Annotated in this window: 15 protein-coding genes; 9 read left to right on the top strand and 6 right to left on the bottom strand. The window is 69.7% G+C overall.

The features are described 5' to 3' along the window. Nucleotides 1-7: 7 nt before the first annotated feature. Complete coding sequence (gene ssd, locus OG285_RS14955) at nt 8-1,111, bottom strand: septum site-determining protein Ssd (RefSeq protein ID WP_371791205.1); 1,104 nt, start codon at nt 1,109-1,111, stop codon at nt 8-10. Between the two features lie 496 nt (nt 1,112-1,607). Here ssd and OG285_RS14960 point away from each other — a divergent pair, with 496 nt between their 5' ends. Next, on the top strand, nt 1,608-2,453 hold the full coding sequence (locus tag OG285_RS14960) for an HAD family hydrolase (RefSeq protein WP_371791206.1): 846 nt from the start codon (nt 1,608-1,610) through the stop codon (nt 2,451-2,453). A 367-nt stretch (nt 2,454-2,820) separates the two neighbouring features. Here OG285_RS14960 and OG285_RS14965 read toward each other — a convergent pair whose 3' ends face one another. Next, on the bottom strand, nt 2,821-3,681 hold the full coding sequence (locus OG285_RS14965) for an oxidoreductase (protein WP_356826158.1): 861 nt from the start codon (nt 3,679-3,681) through the stop codon (nt 2,821-2,823). Nucleotides 3,682-3,783: 102 nt separating this feature from the next. On the opposite strand from OG285_RS14965, the gene OG285_RS14970 reads away from it, so the two are divergent. From OG285_RS14970 to OG285_RS15000, 7 genes are all read left to right on the top strand, one after another. Then, entirely contained in the window at nt 3,784-4,773 is a 990-nt protein-coding gene (locus OG285_RS14970) for an ATP-binding protein (protein WP_371791207.1), read from the top strand. A gap of 517 nt (nt 4,774-5,290) precedes the next feature. Continuing rightward, entirely contained in the window at nt 5,291-7,978 is a 2,688-nt protein-coding gene (locus OG285_RS14975; RefSeq protein WP_371791208.1) for a bifunctional SulP family inorganic anion transporter/carbonic anhydrase, read from the top strand. Between the two features lie 286 nt (nt 7,979-8,264). Continuing rightward, nucleotides 8,265-10,229: an acetate--CoA ligase gene (gene acs / locus OG285_RS14980; RefSeq protein WP_356826164.1), complete on the top strand. Its 1,965-nt coding sequence runs from the start codon at nt 8,265-8,267 to the stop codon at nt 10,227-10,229. A 353-nt stretch (nt 10,230-10,582) separates the two neighbouring features. Beyond that, the gene (nhaA, locus tag OG285_RS14985) at nt 10,583-12,031 is read left to right on the top strand and encodes a Na+/H+ antiporter NhaA (RefSeq protein ID WP_371791209.1); all 1,449 of its coding nucleotides are present in this window, start codon (nt 10,583-10,585) and stop codon (nt 12,029-12,031) included. A 160-nt stretch (nt 12,032-12,191) separates the two neighbouring features. Beyond that, nucleotides 12,192-12,710 carry a phage holin family protein gene (locus OG285_RS14990; RefSeq protein WP_356826168.1) on the top strand — a complete coding sequence of 173 codons (519 nt, stop codon included), beginning with the start codon at nt 12,192-12,194 and terminating at the stop codon, nt 12,708-12,710. Then, nucleotides 12,707-13,633, top strand: a complete 927-nt coding sequence (locus OG285_RS14995) for an alpha/beta hydrolase (RefSeq protein ID WP_356826170.1) — start codon at nt 12,707-12,709, stop codon at nt 13,631-13,633. Before OG285_RS14990 ends, OG285_RS14995 begins: the two co-directional genes overlap by 4 nt. 210 nt (nt 13,634-13,843) lie before the next feature. Continuing rightward, complete coding sequence (locus tag OG285_RS15000) at nt 13,844-14,026, top strand: hypothetical protein (RefSeq protein WP_266854825.1); 183 nt, start codon at nt 13,844-13,846, stop codon at nt 14,024-14,026. A gap of 103 nt (nt 14,027-14,129) precedes the next feature. Here OG285_RS15000 and OG285_RS15005 read toward each other — a convergent pair whose 3' ends face one another. The 4 genes from OG285_RS15005 to nth all read right to left on the bottom strand — a co-directional run bounded on the left by OG285_RS15005 (nt 14,130) and on the right by nth (nt 18,946). Next, nucleotides 14,130-15,557 carry a 6-phospho-beta-glucosidase gene (locus tag OG285_RS15005; RefSeq protein ID WP_371791210.1) on the bottom strand — a complete coding sequence of 476 codons (1,428 nt, stop codon included), beginning with the start codon at nt 15,555-15,557 and terminating at the stop codon, nt 14,130-14,132. Between the two features lie 88 nt (nt 15,558-15,645). Continuing rightward, nucleotides 15,646-16,851, bottom strand: coding sequence for a MarP family serine protease (locus OG285_RS15010; protein WP_371791211.1), 1,206 nt, complete (start codon nt 16,849-16,851; stop codon nt 15,646-15,648). Between the two features lie 120 nt (nt 16,852-16,971). Then, nucleotides 16,972-17,682 carry a CoA pyrophosphatase gene (locus tag OG285_RS15015; protein ID WP_371791212.1) on the bottom strand — a complete coding sequence of 237 codons (711 nt, stop codon included), beginning with the start codon at nt 17,680-17,682 and terminating at the stop codon, nt 16,972-16,974. Nucleotides 17,683-17,845: 163 nt separating this feature from the next. Continuing rightward, entirely contained in the window at nt 17,846-18,946 is a 1,101-nt protein-coding gene (gene nth / locus OG285_RS15020) for an endonuclease III (RefSeq protein ID WP_371791213.1), read from the bottom strand. Nucleotides 18,947-19,276: 330 nt separating this feature from the next. Here nth and OG285_RS15025 point away from each other — a divergent pair, with 330 nt between their 5' ends. Continuing rightward, complete coding sequence (locus tag OG285_RS15025) at nt 19,277-19,951, top strand: Crp/Fnr family transcriptional regulator (protein ID WP_164258843.1); 675 nt, start codon at nt 19,277-19,279, stop codon at nt 19,949-19,951. Nucleotides 19,952-20,009 lie beyond the last annotated feature (58 nt).

Raw genomic sequence — 20,009 nt, forward strand, 5'->3', positions numbered from 1 at the left:
GTCGTGATCACGAGATACCTCGCCCGGCCAGTGCCTGCGCCCAGAACTCCGTACAGAACCTGGCCAGCGGTCCCCGGGCCCGGCCACCGGGCGGGACGCCGCCGCTCTGTACCGCGAGCAGCCCGTCCTCGGACGGCAGTTCACCCGCGAGAGGCAGCTCCAGTGCCCGCGCCACCCACTCCTCGTCAAGCCCCGGCGCATAGGGTCCGCGCACCACCGCGCGCAGGTCCTGGAGGACCATGCCGGCCATCGATGCCACCCTGGCCGCGGCAGCGACCGCCCGGAGCTCCCCTGGCACCACCAGGAGTCCGAGATCAAGCTGGGCGAGCGCCTCCGCGACGCCCTCGTCCACCCGCCTGGGCAGATCCACGACCACTGCCCCGCCGCCCCTGCGCGCGGCTGCCAGAACGGCGCGCATCGCCTCCGGCGCGATCACCACCGCATCCGTCCGGTCCCAGCTGAGGACGCGGAGCCCGTGCAATTCCGGCAGGGATTCCTCCAGTGCGCTCCCGGCCACCCGCCCCTTGGAACGGGCGAAATCCGGCCATCGTCTGCCCTGTGCGTGTTCGCCGCCGAGCAGCACATCGAGCCCGCCGCCGAGCGGGTCCGCGTCGATGAGCACAGTGCGCTGTCCGCTCCGGGCCGCGGTGACCGCCAGCGCACACGCCAGCGTGGATGCCCCGGCGCCGCCCCGGCCGCCGATCACCCCCACGGTGAGCGCCTGATCCCCCGCCCCTTCGGCCACGTCCGCGATCCGCTCGACGAGCCAGCCCTCGGCGTCCGGGAGCCGCAGCACGTACTCCGCTCCGATCTCGACGGCCCGCTGCCAGACATCGGGGTCGTCCTGGTCCTTTCCCACGAGGTACACCCCTGGTCTGCGAGTGCTCCCGCGCACCCGGGTCGCCGCGTCGTCCCCGACGAGAATCAGCGGCGCGCCCTCCCAGCCGCCCTTGTGCTCGGGCACCCCGTGATGGACCTCCGGCTCGGCGCCGGCCGCGGCGCACAGCCGCAGCAGGTCGTCGAGGAGCACGGCGTCCTCGGTGACGATGAGCGGCCCGCCCCGCCGCCTCTCGGCCGTCGGCAGCCGATCAGGTGTGATGGATCCAGCCACGATCCCGCCTCCCTCTGCAGTGATTCCTTCGTGCCGCGAAGTCGCAGCGAACGGCCGCTGACTTCTCGTTGGGAATCACCGTGCAGAGATCCGGGAAATTAAGTGGATCTTGCTCGAAAACTGTGGACAACTCACCGGTTGTGAATATCTCCGCCACCCTTATCGGTGACTTCCGGAGAGGAGTGCAACGACTACACAGTGTTACGCGTATCCAGTGTTGAGGACCATGACAGCCGACCGGGGGAGAGTGCCGCGGATGATCACCGAACCGCCACCGAAGCAGAGGGCACGCCCGAAAACGTGTCCGGACATGCGACGACCCCAGCCGGGGGGGAGAGCTGGGGTCGTCCCCACGTCCGACTCGGGGGGGGAGGAGCCGGACGGGGATAACACGGTCGCGAACGATCCGTGACTTCCATGGTGTACCCGAGAGCCTTCTCAGGCAAACCCACGCGCCGCCGCGTAAGCCGAATGGCGGGCACCTATGCTCTGAGTCGTGGAAAACCACTCGTCGCCCCGTACCGCTGCCTTCTTTGACCTCGACAAGACAGTCATCGCCAAGTCGTCGACGCTGACCTTCAGCAAGTCCTTCCATCAAGGCGGCCTGATCAACCGCAGGGCCGTACTGCGCACCGCGTACGCCCAGTTCGTATTCCTGGCAGGTGGCGCAGACCACGACCAGATGGAGCGGATGCGCGAGTATCTCTCCGTCCTGTGCAAGGGCTGGAACGTGCGACAGGTCAAGCAGATCGTCGCCGAGACCCTGCACGATCTGATCGACCCGATCATTTACGACGAGGCCGCTTCCCTCATCGAGGAACACCACACCGCCGGGCGCGATGTGGTGATCGTCTCCACCTCGGGCGCCGAGGTGGTCGAGCCGATCGGCGAGCTCCTCGGCGCCGACCGGGTGGTCGCCACCCGCATGGTGGTGGGCGCCGACGGGTGCTTCACCGGTGAGGTGGAGTACTACGCCTACGGCCCCACCAAGGCCGAGGCCGTGAAGGAGCTCGCCGCCTCCGAGGGGTACGACCTGGCGCGCTGCTACGCGTACAGCGACTCGGTGACCGATGTGCCCATGCTGGAGTCGGTCGGCCACCCCCACGCCGTCAACCCGGACCGGGCGCTGCGCCGAGAAGCGGGCGCCCGTGACTGGCCGATTCTCGTCTTCAACCGGCCGGTGCGACTGAAGCAGCGACTGCCCGCCCTGCGCATGCCGCCGCGGCCCGCACTGGTCGCGGCTGCCGCAGTCGGCGCCGCGGCAGCCACAGCCGGCCTCGTCTGGTACGTGAACAGGGGCGGCCGCGGCGGCGCCCGAGGTGGGCCTTATGTCCGGGTTTGATGCCAAAAGCAAAAGAAGTGGAGCAAGGGGTTCCCCTGTCCCCGCGAAGAGGAGTACAAAGGAATCAACGGCCCGCGAGACCAAGGCCATCCGAGAGGATCACCTGATACCGCAGAAGGCCCCACGGACCGAGCACGAAAACTGAGTACCCACGCGACGTCGACCCGTCGATTACGGGCCAGCCGCACCAGGTGACGGGCGAAGCTCCCGGCCTGATGGGCAATTATTCGAGGACGCTTGGTAACCCGGTGGACGTGTCAGCGGCGGCACCTGTCGGTGCCGCCGCATTTTCTTGGAGCGAGCCGGAACCGCCCACCGGCAGTCGGCCCCCGTACCCTGCACCCCGTTCCGTCCCAGCAGGTGCCGGCTAGGCCGCCCCGCGCTGAAGCGCCTCGCACACGGCTGTCGACTCCCGGACGCCCAGCTCGACCGCGCGACCACAGTGCACGATCCACGCGGCCATGCCCTCCGGGGTCCCCGACGCGTAACCGTCCAGCGCCGCCACGTACGCCGCGCGTCCCAGCTCCGCGTGGCCGACCTCCGCAGGGCAGACGGACTTGGGGTCGAGGCCGCTGTTGATCAGCACGACCCGCTCAGCGGCCCGCGCGACCAGGCCGTTGTACGAAGTGAAGGGGCGCAGCGCGAGCAGTTCACCGTGCACCACGGCCGCGGTCACCAGCGCCGGAGCCGCGCTGCCAGCGATGACCAGCTGCGAAAGGCCCTCAAGCCGGGCGGACACCTCGTCGGCCCCCGGCAGCGGAAGCTCGATCAACGGCTCGTCAGCCTGCTCTCCCGCCAGCCGGGGCCGGCCGACCGCGTCGCCGGAATCCGCAGCCGCCACCAGATGCAGCCGCGCCAGCACGCGCAGCGGTGACTGCCGCCAGATGGAGAGCAGTTGACCCGCCTCGGCGGACAGCCGCAGCGCCGCACCGACGGTGAGTGCCTCCGGGTCGCCACCGAAGTCGGTCCGCCGGCGCACCTCCTCCAGCGCCCAGTCCGCGCCCGACAGCGCCGCCGACCCGCGTGCGGCACGCAGTGCGGCCTCGCCGGTGACTTCGGTGCTGCGCCGCCGCATGACGCGGTGCCCGTAGACCCGGTCGACGGCTTTACGCACGGAGTCGACAGCGGCACCGACACCCGGCAGCTGGCCCAGTGCGGCAAGAGGATCTGAGTGATCTGGAGGAGTCACCGGGGCTCCGGCGGCCGCCTTCCGGGAGAACGCAGTCATAAAAAGCGAGGCTACGCGTCCCTGGCACCCGCCCCACCTTGGAGTGGTCTTCTTCACTCACCGCACCCACGCACCGCATTCACCCCACTACCCTTTGTGAACATGAAGATCGCTTTCGTAGGGAAGGGCGGCAGCGGCAAGACCACGCTGTCCTCTCTCTTCATCCGCCACCTGACCGCCAACGAGGCACCCGTCCTCGCTGTGGACGCCGACATCAACCAGCACCTCGGTGCCGCACTCGGTCTCGACGACGCGGAGTGCGCCGCGCTGCCCGCGATGGGCGCGCACCTCCCGCTGATCAAGGAGTATCTCCGCGGCTCCAACCCGCGGATCGCCTCCGCCGAGACGATGATCAAAACGACTCCGCCGGGCGCCGGCTCCCGGCTGCTCCGGATCCGCGAGGACAATCCGGTGTACGACGCGTGCGCCCGTCCCGTCACGCTGGACGACGGCGAAATCAGGCTGATGGCGACGGGGCCGTTCACCGAGTCTGATCTCGGCGTCTCCTGCTACCACTCCAAGGTGGGCGCGGTCGAGCTCTGCCTGAACCATCTCGTCGACGGACCGGAGGAGTTCGTCGTGGTCGACATGACAGCCGGTTCGGACTCTTTCGCCTCCGGCATGTTCACCCGATTCGACATGACGTTCCTGGTGGCCGAGCCGACCCGCAAGGGGATCTCCGTCTACCGGCAGTACAAGGATTACGCCCGGGACTTCGGCGTCGCGCTGAAGGTGGTCGGCAACAAGGTGCGCGACGAGGACGATCTGGAGTTCCTGCGCGCCGAGGCAGGTGACGACCTGCTCGTCACCGTCGGCCACTCCGACTGGGTCCGCGCGATGGAGAAGGGCCGCCCGCCGCGCTTCGAGATGCTGGAAGCGGGGAACCGGCTGGCACTTCAGTCGCTCCAGAACGCCGCGGAGGACAGCTACGCACACCGCGACTGGGAGCGCTACACCCGCCAGATGGTGCACTTCCATCTGAAGAACGCGGAGAGCTGGGGGAACGAGAGGACGGGCGCCGACCTGGCCTCCCAGGTCGACCCCGCCTTCGTACTCAGCGAGCGGTACGCCGAAGTCAGCACAGCTTCCTGACGCTCCCTCCGGGGGAAGACCGGGAGGCTACGAGACAGACGGGCCAGGGGAGGGGGCGGGGCGAACAGCTCGCCCCGCCCCCTCCCCTGGCCCACGCCAGGCACCTTTCCGACACCTCGCCACTTCGGGCTTGCGCGCCTCGATACGGACGGCCCGGACCGTCAGGCCGCGCCAGGCCCCGTCAGGCGCAGCCCTCCGCTCGCCCCGGTCACAGCCGGCCGGCCCGGCCCGGAGAAGGGCCACGAACCGCAGGGGATTCCACCCCGGTTCCATGCGTGACGGCCGCAGCAGCACCACGCCTACGCGCCGACGGTTCTTCGAACTGACGTGCTGTCGAGCTTCCCAATCACCGGTTCGAGTGAACCACTCGACCATTTGCACCTAATGTCTATTCTTGGCCTTTACTCTGGATTACGATCTATTTACCGAGAGTTGATGATCCCGCCGCTGCACGCCGTGACCCACGGCCGCGTCCCCCTTGTTCCGCGACCGCGCTGCCCCGGAGGAGACGGGAACCATGCCTGCCTGCATCCCCACCCGAACTGAGAACGCACCTTCCGGCTTCTCACCCACCACTCGTATCCGCCCCTCGCACGGGCCGCCTCCGGGCGGAGATGGCCACCGACCCCGCTTCCGGATTTCCGGAGCCGATCTGTCCGCCTCGATCACGGTCTTCCTGATCGCGGTCCCCATGTCCCTGGGGCTCGCCGTAGCCATCGGCGCCCCCCTCGAAGCCGGACTGCTCGCAGCGGCCGTCGGCGGCATCGTCGCCGGACTGCTCGGGGGTTCCACGCTCCAGGTCAGCGGCCCCTCAGCCGGACTGACCGTGGTGACGGCCGGACTGATCCAGAACTACGGATGGCGTACGACCTGCGCCATCACCGTCGGCGCGGGCCTGCTCCAGCTGGTCCTGGGCTCGCTGCGCGCCGCCCGCAGCGCGCTCGCCGTCTCCCCGGCCATCGTGCACGGCACCCTCGCCGGCATCGGTGTCGCCATCGCGCTGGCCCAACTCCATATTGTGCTCGGTGGTACGCCCCAGAGTTCGGCCGTCGCCAACGCCCTCGCCCTGCCCGGCCAATTCGCCCGCGTCGCCCCGGCCGCACCGCTGATCGGCGGGCTCACCATCGCCGTACTGGTGTTGTGGCCGCGGATTCCGGGGCGCACGGGTCGGGCGCTGCGCAGAATCCCGGCCGCCCTCGCCTCGGTCGCGGCCGCCACCGCGCTGGCCGCCGTCGCCGCGCCCGGGATCGCGCGCGTCGACCTGCCTTCCTGGCGGGCACACGCCCTGCCCGAACTGCCTCACGGCCCGGTACTCGGTCTGCTCGGCGCCGTATTCACCGTGATGCTGGTGGCAAGTCTTGAGTCGCTCCTGTCGGCGATGGCTGTGGACAAGCTGACCGCTGACCGCCCCGGGACCACGGGGCGACGCACCGACCTCGACCGCGAACTGCGCGGTCAGGGCATCGCCAACGCGGTGTCCGGGCTGCTCGGCGGCCTGCCGGTGTCCGGCGGTGCGGTGCGCGGTACGGCGAATGTCCGAGCTGGGGCCACCGGTCGCGCCTCCACCGTGCTGCACGGCGTGTGGATGCTGCTCGCCGCAGGGCTGCTGGTCGGCGTCCTGGAGTGGATGCCGCTGGCCGCACTGGCCGCACTGGTGATGGTGGTCGGCCTCCAGATGGTGAGTTACGCGCATATCCGCAATGTCCACAAACACCGGGAGTTCCTGGTGTACGGGGCCACGGTTGCCGGTGTCGTGGGCTTCGGTGTACTGGAGGGGGTGACTTCAGGAATCGCCGTCGCGGTCGGCGTGGCACTGCACCGGCTGGCCAGGACCCGGATCGCTCTCCATGAGGACGGCGGTGTCCACCGGCTGCTGGCGCGCGGTCAGTTGACGTTTCTGGCTGTGCCCCGGCTGAGCCGGACACTCGGGCAGATCCCGCCCGGGGCGAACGCGGTGGTGGAGCTGGACGGCTCGTTCATGGACCACGCGGCATACGAGACGCTCCAGCACTGGCAGGAGGCGCACGTCGCCCGGGGCGGCACGGTTGATGTGACAGGCCGGGAAGGCAGCCGGATCGCCGAGCCCACGTCCGCCGCGCATACCTGCTGCCGCCCCTGGACCCCCTGGCGCAACCACCACTGCGACGACCGCGCCCCTGACTCGGCGGGCTCCGGCAATCCGGCCTCCCTGGCCGGCTCGCCCGATCCCGATCCCGATCCCGGACCCGGACCCGGACCCGGATCCACCCCTCCCGGTACGGCGTCCCGCTCGGCGGCACTCCGCACCGCAGTACATCGAGGTACCGCCGTACGTCGAGCTACCACGCCGGAGAAGACGATGCCCCACGCCACCGCCCCCCGCGCCCATGAACCCCACTCCCCCGCGCTCCACGACGGGTCACCCGCCACCGTGTCCGCCGGATCCCTCACGTCCCGGCGGCCGGGGAGCCGTCAACTGGCCAGTGGTCTCAGTTCGTTCCAGCGTGACACCGCCCCGCTGGTGCGGGACGAACTGGCGCGTCTCGCCCGGGAGGGCCAGCAGCCTTCGCAGCTCTTCCTCACCTGCGCCGATTCCCGGTTGGTCACCAGCATGATCACGTCGAGCGGCCCCGGCGATCTGTTCACGGTGCGGAACGTGGGCAATTTCGTACCGCTGCCCGGCGCGGAGGCTTCCGACGACTCGGTGGCGGCAGCGATCGAGTACGCGGTCGACATCCTGCGGGTCGAGTCGATCACCGTCTGCGGGCACTCCGGCTGCGGTGCCATGACTGCTCTCCTGAACGACGCGAACGACGCGAAGGGGACGAAGGAGGTGAAGGAGACGGCCGATGCGAACGCTTCAGACAACGCAGACAACGCGCCGGACACCACTAGCACCGGTGCCGGCACCAGCACTGCGGCGAGTACGCCTCTGCGGCGTTGGCTGCGGCATGGGCAGCCCAGTCTGGACCGGATGCTGAGCCGTCATCACTCCTGGGCGCGGATCTCCGGGCGGATGCCGGCCGATGCGGTGGAGCAGCTCTGCCTGACCAATGTGATCCAGCAACTGGAGCATCTGAGGGCGCACGAATCGGTGGCGCGCCGGCTCGCGGAAGGCACGCTGGAACTGCACGGCATGTACTTCCACGTCGGCGAAGCTCAGGCGTATCTGCTCACCGACTCTCATGAGCTGGACGGAGTTTTCGCCCAGGTGGCTCCGGCCTGACAGGGTTTGTGTGCAATGGGCCACTGGATGGGCCACTGGATGGGCCACTGGCTCGCCGCCCGATCCAGTGGCCCATAAACGCCCGGGTGGAACGCCCCCGGCACGGGGTCTCTGCCGTACCGGGGGTGTTCTACTGCCCGTTCCCGCCCAAGTGAGAACCTGAGGGTCTGGTACGTAGAAGGTGGGCCCCACCGGGTGTCAGGATTCGTCTGGGGGTTGACCCATTTCCGCGGTCGCCAGACAATCGACCAATACAGATTGGTCTATACCACCCGGGGACGGTGCCATGTCGGACAGCGAACGTAGCTCACTCTCTAACCTGCTCAAGGAGGAGCGACGCTTCGCGCCGCCCGCCGAGCTGGCCGCGAACGCCAACGTCACAGCGGCGGCATACGAGCAGGCGGCAGCGGACCGGCTGGGCTTCTGGGCCGAACAGGCCCGGCGGCTCACCTGGGCCACCGAGCCCACCGAGACGCTCGACTGGTCGAACCCGCCGTTCGCGAAGTGGTTCGCCGACGGTGAGCTCAACGTCGCGTACAACTGCGTGGACCGGCACGTCGAGGCCGGCAACGGTGACCGCGTCGCCATCCACTTCGAAGGTGAGCCCGGGGACAGCCGGTCGATCACCTACGCGCAGCTCAAGGACGAGGTGTCGCAGGCCGCGAACGCGCTCGCCGAGCTGGGCGTCGTGAAGGGCGACCGGGTCGCCGTCTACCTGCCGATGATCGCCGAAGCGGTGGTGGCGATGCTCGCCTGCGCCCGGGTCGGTGCCGCGCACTCGGTGGTGTTCGGCGGCTTCTCCGCGGACGCCGTCGCCTCCCGTATCCAGGATGCCGACGCCAAGCTCGTCATCACCGCCGACGGCGGCTACCGGCGCGGCAAGCCGTCCGCGCTCAAGCCCGCGATCGACGAGGCCGTGGCGAAGTGCCCGCAGGTCGAGCACGTGCTCGTCGTGCGGCGTACCGGCCAGGACACGGCGTGGACCGAGGGCCGGGATGTCTGGTGGGACGAGTTCGTGGGACGCCAGTCCACCGAACACACCCCCGAGGCGTTCGACGCCGAGCACCCGCTCTTCATCCTCTACACCTCGGGCACGACGGGGAAGCCGAAGGGCATCCTGCACACGTCGGGCGGCTACCTCACCCAGGCGGCATACACCCACCAGGCGGTCTTCGACCTCAAGCCGGAGACGGACGTCTACTGGTGCACGGCCGACATCGGCTGGGTGACCGGCCACTCGTACATCACGTACGGGCCACTGGCCAACGGCGCGACCCAGGTGATCTACGAGGGCACGCCCGACACCCCGCACCAGGGCCGCTTCTGGGAGATCGTCCAGAAGTACGGCGTCTCGATCCTCTACACGGCGCCCACCGCGATCCGTACGTTCATGAAGTGGGGCGACGACATCCCCGCCAAGTTCGACCTGTCGTCGCTGCGGATCCTCGGATCGGTCGGTGAGCCGATCAACCCCGAGGCCTGGATGTGGTACCGGAAGAACATCGGCGGCGACAAGTGCCCGATCGTGGACACCTGGTGGCAGACCGAGACCGGCGCGATGATGATCTCGCCACTGCCCGGAGTGACGGAGACCAAGCCGGGGTCCGCGCAGCGTGCGCTGCCGGGCATCTCCGCGACGGTCGTCGACGACGAGGGGCGCGAGGTACCGGACGGAGGCGGCGGCTACCTGGTCATCACCGAGCCGTGGCCCTCGATGCTCCGCACCGTCTGGGGCGACGACCAGCGCTTCATCGACACCTACTGGTCGCGCTTCGAGGGCAAGTACTTCGCGGGTGACGGTGCGAAGAAGGACACGGACGGCGATCTCTGGCTGCTCGGCCGGGTCGACGACGTGATGCTGGTCTCCGGGCACAACATCTCGACCACCGAGGTCGAGTCGGCACTCGTCTCGCACCCGGCGGTCGCCGAAGCGGCGGTCGTGGGCGCTGCCGACGAGACAACCGGTCAGTCGATCGTGGCCTTCGTGATCCTGCGGGGCACGGCGGAGGAATCGGCGGACCTCTCGGCGGAGCTGCGCAACCACGTGGGCGCGGTACTCGGGCCGATCGCGAAGCCGAAGCGCGTCCTGCCCGTGGCCGAGCTGCCCAAGACCCGGTCCGGGAAGATCATGCGGCGGCTGCTGCGTGACATCGCGGAGGACCGCGAGCTCGGAGATGTCTCCACGCTCACCGACGCCTCGGTGATGGGCCTGATCCAGACGAAGCTGCCGAGCGCTTCCAGCGAGGACTGACCCGGAGCCCCTCCCGGCGAGCAGTACAGCAACGCGGGAAGCAGTACAAAGGCCGGGAGCAGCACAGCACGACCCGCGTGACGGCGAGCGCGGCAGCGGAACGCCGGACGGGCTTGATATGCCCGTCCGGCGTTCTGTCCGTAAGGTGGCGATCAGAGTGACGGGGAGACGATCACCGGATGCTCCCTGCCACCCGCAGACCCGCTCCACCTCTGACAACAGAGCCGCCCGCCTCTGCACAAAGCGCTGCCCCGCCTCGGATACCGTAGAGCTGACGAAGTAGGTAAACGGGTGCGCCGGGAAGTCTGGTCGGCATGTGTTCTGTGCTGTCCATCTGACCGGAGGTCCCCCTCGTGGCCGCGCCCGCCCCGAAGCCCAAGCCCGAGTCCACGTCGCAGCAGTCGCCCAAGTCACAGCAGTCGCGGCCCAGGGCGTTCCTCGGGCGGCTTCCCCTCCCCGAACGGACCTATCTCGCTGACGCACTGCGCACCGAGACCGTCGGGGGTCTGCTTCTCCTCGTCGCCGCCATTGCCGCCCTCGTCTGGGCGAACACTCCGCTGAGCAGCAGTTACGACTCCGTCAGCCACTTCCATCTGGGCCCGGGAGCCGTCGGCCTGCACCTCTCGGTCCAGCACTGGGCGGCCGACGGACTGATCGCGGTCTTCTTCTTCGTCGCCGGGATCGAGCTGAAGCGCGAGATGGTCGCGGGTGAGCTGCGTGATCCGAAGGCCGCCGCGCTGCCGGTCATCGCGGCGGTCTGCGGGATGGCGGTACCGGCCCTGGTGTACACGCTGGTCAACGTCGTCGGCGGCGGTTCGCTGGGCGGCTGGGCGGTACCGACCGCCACCGACATCGCCTTCGCGCTGGCGGTCCTCGCGGTCATCGGGACCTCGCTCCCCTCCGCACTGCGCGCCTTCCTGCTCACGCTGGCGGTCGTCGACGACCTCTTCGCCATCCTGATCATCGCGGTGTTCTTCACCAGCGACATCAACTTCGCCGCGCTCGGCGGCGCGGTGGCGGGCCTGGCCCTCTTCTGGCTGCTGCTGCGCTTCGACGTACACGGCTGGTACATCTACGTCCCGCTCGGGCTGGTCGTCTGGGGGCTGATGTACAACAGCGGCGTGCACGCCACCATCGCCGGTGTCGCCATGGGCCTGATGCTCCGCTGCACCCGCCGCGAGGGTGAGCGGCACTCCCCCGGAGAGCACATCGAGCATGTGGTCCGGCCGTTCTCCGCGGGCCTCGCCGTACCGCTGTTCGCGCTGTTCTCCGCCGGCGTCTCGGTGTCCGGCCGGGCCCTCACCGACGTGTTCAGCAGGCCGGAGACGCTGGGCGTCGTCCTGGGGCTGGTCGTCGGCAAAGCGATCGGCATCTTCGGTGGTACGTGGCTGACCGCCCGCTTCACCAAGGCCGAGCTCAACAAGGACCTGGCCTGGGCCGACGTGTTCGCGGTGGCCTCCCTCGCCGGGATCGGCTTCACCGTCTCGCTCCTCATCGGCGAACTGGCCTTCGACGGAGACCCCACGACGACCGCCGAGATCAAGGCATCGGTGCTGCTGGGCTCGGTGATCGCCGCCGCGCTCTCGTCCGTCCTGCTCAGAATGCGCGACCGCCGGTACCGGTCCCTGTGTGACGAGGAGGAGCGCGACGAGGACCACGACGGCATCCCGGACGTCTACGAGGAGGATGAACCCGCGCACCATCTGCGCATGGCTGCGATCCTCGAGGGGAAGGCGGCCGAGCACCGCCGTCTCGCCGAACGGGCGGGGGCAGCAAGCGAGGACGAGGACGGTCCGGCATGATCTGAAGTCAGATCACTCCGAACAGACCGTTTGTGACGATGCCCGAGTCGATGCTCGAACGGATGTCGGAACCGATGTCCGAATCGATGCCCAAGACGATGCCCGCGCGGATGATCGCTCGCACAGACGAACGCTCGCGCAAGAGAAGAGGGATTCAGCGATGAGCCACCCCAGCAGCCCAGCCGGCACCGCCGACCGCAGTCTCGGTCAGCTGGTCGCCTCGGCGACCGCCGAGATGTCCGCACTGGTGCACGACGAGATCGCCCTGGCCAAGGCCGAGCTCCGCCAGGACGTCAAGCGGGGCGCCGTCGGCAGCGCCGCGTTCTCTGCGGCCGGGATCGTGCTCCTCTTCTCCCTGCCCATGCTGAGCTTCGCCCTCGCCTACGGCATCCGGACCTGGAGCCACTGGAACCTGGCGATCTGCTTCGTCCTGTCCTTCGCGGCGAACGTGCTGGTGGCCGGCATCCTCGCCCTGATCGGGACCGTGTTCCTCAAGAAGGCCAAGAAGGGCAAGGGCCCGCAGAAGGTCGTCGCGTCCGCCAAGGAGACGGCGGCCGTCATCCAGGGCGTCAAGCCGCACCCCCGTCCGGCGCTCGACAAAGCGGCCGTACTGGTCCCCGCGGATGCCGCCCTCACGGTCAACGGCGAGCCGTCAGCTGTGGCACGCTCGTCGGCATGACCGCTTCTGCCGAAATGGGCTCCGTCGTACGAATCGACGGGCCCTGGACCCACCGCGACGTCGCCGCCAACGGCGCGCGCTTCCACATCACGGAGGCCGGTGACGGGCCGCTGGTGCTGCTGTTGCATGGTTTTCCGCAGTTCTGGTGGACCTGGCGCCATCAGCTGACCGCGCTCGCCGATGCCGGGTTCCGGGCCGTCGCGATGGATCTGCGGGGCGTGGGCGGCAGCGATCGCACGCCCAGGGGGTACGACCCCGCCAACCTGGCCCTCGACGTCACCGGCGTGATCCGCTCCCTCGGGGAGCCGGACGCCGCGCTCGTCGGGCACGACCTGGGCGGATATCTGGCGTGGACGGCGGCCGTGATGCGGCCCAAGCTGGTGCGCAGGCTTGCCGTGTCCTCGATGCCGCACCCGCGCCGCTGGCGATCGGCGATGCTCTCCGACCTCTCGCAGTCCCGGGCCGGTTCGTACGTCTGGGGCTTCCAGCGGCCCTGGATCCCCGAGCGGCAGCTCGTCGCCGACGACGCGGCGCTGGTCGGTGAGCTGGTACGCGAGTGGTCCGGGCCCGTCGGGCCGGAGGACGACGCCGTGGAGATGTACCGGCGTGCCATGTCGATCCCGTCCACGGCGCACTGCTCCATCGAGCCGTACCGCTGGATGGTGCGGTCGCTGGCGCGGCCGGACGGTATTCAGTTCAACCGCCGGATGAAGCGGCCGGTGCGGGTGCCGACGCTGCATCTGCACGGATCGCTCGACCCGGTGATGCGCACCCGCAGCGCGGCCGGGTCGGGGCAGTACGTCGAAGCGCCGTACCGCTGGCGGCTGTTCGACGGTCTGGGGCACTTCCCTCAGGAGGAGGACCCCGAGGGTTTCTCGGCGGAACTCATCAACTGGCTGAAGGACCCCGAGCCCGACCGCTGACCGTCACCGACCTCCCTCGATCTCCACCGACCTCCCTCGACCTTCACTGCCCTCCACTGCCCTCCGTCGACCACCGGGGGGGCCGTCAGAGCCGGTTCGGCGGCCGGGACGGGAACGCTTGTCCTACGAACAGCCAAATGCCTGACGCATAGGCCAATTGGCCCCATGGGACGCGATTACCGACCATGAGGCACGGGCAAACACGGTGGTATGGGCTGGACGCACGACTACGGTGACGCAGCACGCAACCGCCGCTCGGCCACGGGCCTGAGCACGTACGAGAGAGGCGGATCACACGACGGGGAGGACGACGATCCACGTCTCGGCATTCCGCGCATCATCCGCCGCCGGGCCCGCTGGGTGTCGGCGCGTTTACGGCACTCCAGGCCGTGAGGAATCCTCGTGGAGGTCCGGGTGGGCCCGAGGGCGCCCGGCGAAGACCGTGGCGGAGCGACCCGGCCGACCCGCCACCACGGGCACTCAAGGGCTCGTGCTCTCAGCTCTTCGTGAGGTAGCCGAGGCCCGGATGCACGTTCCGGTAGCCGTCGAGCAGCCTTCCCGCCACATTCACGGAGTCGACCAGCGGATGCAGGGCGAATGCCCGCACCGCGGCCCGCGCCGATCCGCTCTCCGCCGCCTCCAGTACGGAGCGCTCCACCGCCTTCACCGCTGCCACCAGGGCTGCCTCATGCCCCGTCAGCTGTGAAACCGGCAGCGGGCGAGGTCCGTTCGCGTCGACCCGGCACGGGACCTCGATGACGGCGGCCTCGTCGAGCACCGCGAGCGTACGGCCGGCGGCGACGGCATCGTCGTCATGGGCGGCGTTGCCACCGGGTGCGTTGCCGCCCGGTGCGTGGCCATCGGGTGCGTTGCCGTTGGGGACGTTGAGGATGAGGGTGGCGCTCTCGTCCCGCGCGATGGCCCGCATCAGGGCCAGCGCGACGTTCTCGTACCCGCCCGATTCCAGGTCGTCAGCTTCCCGTTCGCCCGCCCCCGCCGCCTCGCGGTTCTCCGCCATGTACGTCGCCTCGCGCTCCGCACGGGTACGGTCCCAGGCCGCGAGCGCGGGCGTCGACGGGTGCGTCATCTCGTCGTAGAACCGGGCCTGCTGGTCGTGCAGGAAGGCGCCGCGGGTCTGCCCCGCCTGTTGGTAGGCGGCGACGGTCTCGCGGTTGAAGTAGTAGTAGTGCAAGTACTCGTTGGGGACCGAGCGGATCGAGCGCAGCCACTCCGCCCCGAAGAGCCTGCCCTCCTCGAAGGAAGTCAGCAGGCGCTCGTCGTCGAACAGCCGCGGCAGCACGTCCTGCTCGCCGACGTACAGCCCGCGCAGCCAGCCCAGATGGTTCAGCCCCACGTAGTCGAGCCGCGCCGATCCGGGGTCCGCGCCCAGGACCCGGGCGACCCGGCGGCCGAGACCGACCGGCGAGTCGCAGATCCCGACGACGCGGCGTCCGAGGTGGGCGGCCATCGCCTCGGTGACAAGACCCGCCGGGTTGGTGAAGTTGATGACCCAGGCGTCCGGGGCGAGCCGGGCCACCCGGCGGGCGATGTCGACGGCGACCGGGACCGTCCGGAGCCCGTACGCGATACCGCCCGCGCCGACGGTCTCCTGGCCGAGAACGCCCTCGGCCAGCGCCACCCGCTCATCGGCCGCACGGCCCGCGAGCCCGCCCACCCGGATCGCGGAGAAGACGAAGTCGGCGCCGCGCAGGGCGTCGTCGAGGTCGGTGGTGGTACGGACCTCGGGCGCGTCCGCCACGCCCGCCGCCTGGTCGGCGAGGACGCGCGCCACGGCCGCCAGCCTGGCGGGGTCGAGGTCGTGGAGCGTGAGGTGGGTGACCCGGCCCGCGGCGTGGTCGCGCAGCAGCGCCCCGTACACCAGCGGCACCCGGAATCCACCGCCGCCGAGAATCGTGAGCCTCACCGTGCGCCTCCCGCTGTCCTCACCGAGTACGCCTTCCCCACCGTGTCCAGCCCTGTGTCCAGCCCCGTGTCCAGCCCCCGTGCCGCGGTCACAGCGCGCAACCCTGAGTGTCCACCTGCTGGTTCGCGGTGCGGCCCTTGGCGATGTCCTGGCGGATCTCGTCGGCCGAGAGCGCGTATCCAGTGTTGCTGTCGTCGAGCGACTTGGCGAAGACCACTCCGTACACCTTGCCCTCGGGGGTCAGCAGGGGGCCGCCGGAGTTGCCCTGCCGGACGGTCGTGTAGAGGGAGTAGACGTCCCGGGTGACCGTCCCGCGGTGGTAGATGTCCGGGCCACTGGCGTTGATCCGGGCGCGGACCCGGGCGGAGCGGACGTCGTACGCGCCGTTCTCGGGGAAGCCGGCGACGATCGCGCTGTCATTGCTGTGCGCGTCGTGGTGGGTGTCGGTGAACTTCAGCGCGGGCGCGTGCAGGTCCGGCACGTCCAGGACGGCGATGTCGCGCGACCAGTCGTAGAGCACGACCTTCGCGTCGTACAGCTTGCCCTCGCCGCCGATCTGCACGGTCGGTTCGCTGACACCGCCGACGACGTGGGCGTTGGTCATCACCCTGTGGTTGCCGAAGACGAAGCCGGAGCCCTCCAGGACCTTGCTGCACCCGGTCGCCGTGCCGACGACCTTGACGATGGACTTCTTGGCGCTCGTCACGACCGGGCTGTCGGCCAGCGCCGGGTCGGGCGGCTTGACCTCGGTGATCGGTTCGTTGGCGAACGGGCTGAAGACCTGGGGGAAGCCGTTCTGCGCGAGGACGGAGGTGAAGTCCGTGAACCAGGTGCTGGCCTGGGACGGCACCACCCGGGAGACCCCGATGAGCACCTTGGAGGTGCGGACCTCCTTGCCGAGGGTCGGCAGAGTCGTACCGGCCAGGGCCGATCCGATCAGCCACGCGACCAGCAGCATGGCCACCACGTTCACCAGCGCGCCACCGGTGGCGTCGAGTGCGCGCGCGGGTGACCAGGTGATGAAGCGGCGCAGTTTGTTGCCCAGGTGGGTGGTGAGGGCCTGGCCGACCGAGGCGCACACGATCACGATGATGACCGCGACGACCGTGGCTGTGGTGGAGACTTCGGACTTCTCCGTCAGCTCGTCCCAGATGATGGGCAGTACGTAGACGGCGACGATGCCGCCCCCGAGAAAGCCGATCACCGACAGGATGCCGACGACGAAACCCTGGCGGTAACCGATGACCGCGAACCACACAGCGGCCAGCAGCAGCAGGATGTCCAGCACGTTCACCGTCGGGAGCCTCGCTTTTCGTCGCCGCCGGTCACGGTCCGCCGGCCGGTGGTGCGGCCCGTCGGTGAGCCGCAGTGGTTCGCAGCGTCGCCCGAGTGGCCCAGTACGTCGGCCACCCTGTCATGCGCGCCAGTCGAGCGGGACCTGTCTGGAGCGGTCCCAGGCCTGTTCCCAGCCCGCGAAGTGCAGAATTCGGTCGATCACGCCAGCAGTGAAGCCCCAGACCAGGGCGGATTCGACCAGAAATGCGGGGCCCCGGTGACCGCGCGGGTGCACAGTCGTCACCCGGTTGGCGGGATCCGTGAGATCCGCCACGGGAACCGTGAAGACCCGGGCCGTCTCGCCGCTGTCCACGGCCCGGACCGGAGTGCGCTCGCGCCACCAGCCGAGCACCGGCGTCACGACGAAGCCGCTCACCGGGATGTAGAGCCGGGGCAGCACGCCGAAGAGCTGCACGCCCGCGGGATCGAGACCGGTCTCCTCCTGAGCCTCGCGCAGCGCCGCCCGCAGCGGGCCGGTGGTCTGCGGGTCACCGTCGCCGGGGTCGAGGGAACCGCCGGGGAAGGAGGGCTGTCCCGCGTGGGAGCGCAGGCTGGAGGCCCGCTCCATCAGCAGCAGCTCGGGCCCGGCCGGGCCCTCGCCGAAGAGGACCAGCACGGCGGACTGCCGCCCGCCGCCGCTCTCGGGTGGCAGGAACCGGCTGAGCTGCTCGGGACGCACCGTGTCGGCCGCGCGCGCCACGGGTGCCAGCCATTCGGGCAGCCCGGACTGCGTCACGGCGACCGGGCTCTCCTGAGTCCGGTCCGTGTGTCTCTCTCCAGCGCGCGTCATCGGCACCCCCGCCCCTTCCAACGCCTGCGGCGGGCCTGATCGTTCCGCACGGACGGGTGATTCCGCACGCCGGGGTGCTCGCACAAGCCGGGCTGATTGCGCACGCCGGGGCTGTTCCGCACGCCGGGGTGACTCCGGCCCTGTGGGCCGGTGCGCGCCGCCGTCACCCGGCCGCCATCGGTGGAGCAGGCTGCCCGGGATAGTCCGCCGGAGGCTTCAGCCGCTGTCCGGGCTGCCCGCCCTTCTCGTACTTCAGCAGCTTCCGCGCCTTCTCCGGGTCCGTCTCGCCCTCGCCGTACGAAGGACAGAGCGGCGCGATCGGGCAGGCGCCGCAGGCCGGTTTACGGGCGTGGCAGATCCGGCGGCCGTGGAAGACGACCCGGTGCGAGAGCATCGTCCAGTCGCTCTCGGGGAAGAGCGCGCAGATCTCCGCCTCGACCTTCTCCGGGTCCTCCTGCTCGGTCCACTTCCAGCGGCGCACCAGCCGTCCGAAATGGGTGTCCACAGTGATTCCCGGGACTCCGAAAGCATTGCCGAGAACAACATTTGCTGTTTTCCGACCGACTCCGGGCAGCGACACCAGGTCTTCGAGCCGACCCGGCACCTCACCGCCGAAGTTGTCCCTGATGGCGGTGGACAGCCCCAGGACCGACCTCGCCTTCGCCCGGAAGAACCCGGTCGGCCGCAGGATCTGCTCCAGTTCCTCGGGGTCCGCCGCAGCCATGTCCTCCGGTGTCGGGAACTTCGCGAAGAGTCCGGGCGTCGTCTGGTTGACCCGGAGGTCGGTGGTCTGGGCGGAGAGGACCGTCGCGACCAGCAGCTCGAAGGGGTTCTCGAAGTCGAGCTCGGGATGGGCGTACGGATAGACCTCGGCCAGCTCGTCGTTGATCCGGCGCGCCCGGCGGACCAGGGCGGCGTGGGACTCGGACCGGGGAATCTTGACGGCGTCCGGCGAAGGCCCGGCCTTCTTGGCAGGCGCGGCTTTCTTCCCCGTCACGGCCTTCTTGGCAGGCGCGGCCTTCTTCGCGGACGCGGCTTTCTTCGCAGGCACAGCCTTCTTGGCAGGCGCGGCTTTCTTCACGGACGCGGCCTTCTTCGCGGGCACAGCCTTCTTCGCGGGCACAACGCTCTTTGCCGCCGCAGTCTTCTTAGCCGCAGCAGCTTTCTCAGCAGGCGCGGCCTTCCGTGCGGGCGCGGCCCTCTTCGCGGCCGTTCTCGCAACCTGCTTCCCGGCTTCCTCCGCCGGTCCAGCCGCCTCTGCCATCTCGGCCCCCTTCACCGGTTCACCGGTTTCATCGCGTTTGCGGCCTTTTTCGCCCGGGTGGGCGACTGTTCGCCCACAGCAGAATTACGGCTCGGAGACACTCGTTCAGCCCCCTGACCCTCTGCTCTCACCGGCGATTTGGACACCCGGCCAGCCTAGAGCCAGACACCGACAACCGCCCCGGTCACAGCCAATTCCCAACCCAATCGGCCCCCTCCCGCACAAGCCGCAGCGTCAGTACGTCAAACTTGTGACTGATCACACTGATTGACCCGTCCGGCATGATGGGAACCAGCCAGTTCCCTGAGCAGGTCGACAAGGAGAGAACTCGTGGACGACGTTCTGCGGCGCGCCCCGCTCTTCGCGGCGCTCGATGACGAGCAGGCTGCTGAGCTGCGCGCCTCGATGAGTGAGGTGACGCTCGCCCGCGGCGACGCCCTCTTCCACGAGGGCGACCCCGGCGACCGCCTCTATGTGGTCACCGAGGGCAAGGTAAAGCTGCACCGCACTTCCCCCGACGGCCGCGAGAACATGCTGGCGGTCCTCGGCCCCGGCGAGCTGATCGGCGAGCTGTCCCTCTTCGACCCGGGCCCGCGTACCGCCACGGCGTCGGCGCTGACCGAGGTCAAGCTGCTCGGCCTGGGCCACGGTGACCTCCAGCCCTGGCTGAATGTGCGCCCCGAGGTGGCCACGGCGCTGCTGCGCGCGGTCGCCCGCCGCCTGCGCAAGACCAACGACCAGATGTCCGACCTGGTCTTCTCGGACGTCCCCGGCCGGGTCGCCCGCGCGCTCCTCGACCTCTCACGCCGCTTCGGTGTGCAGTCGGAAGAGGGCATCCACGTGGTCCACGACCTCACCCAGGAGGAACTGGCCCAGCTGGTCGGCGCCTCCCGAGAGACGGTCAACAAGGCCCTCGCCGACTTCGCCGGCCGTGGCTGGCTCCGGCTGGAGGCCCGTGCGGTGATCCTGCTGGACGTGGAGCGCCTCGCGAAGCGGTCCCGCTAGCCCGGCCCGTTCCGCCCGTAGATAAGCCCGTACCTACATTGAGGGGGCGCCCGCCCGG

It is taken from the genome of Streptomyces sp. NBC_01471 (assembly GCF_041438865.1).
In the GTDB taxonomy this organism is placed as follows: Bacteria; Actinomycetota; Actinomycetes; order Streptomycetales; family Streptomycetaceae; genus Streptomyces.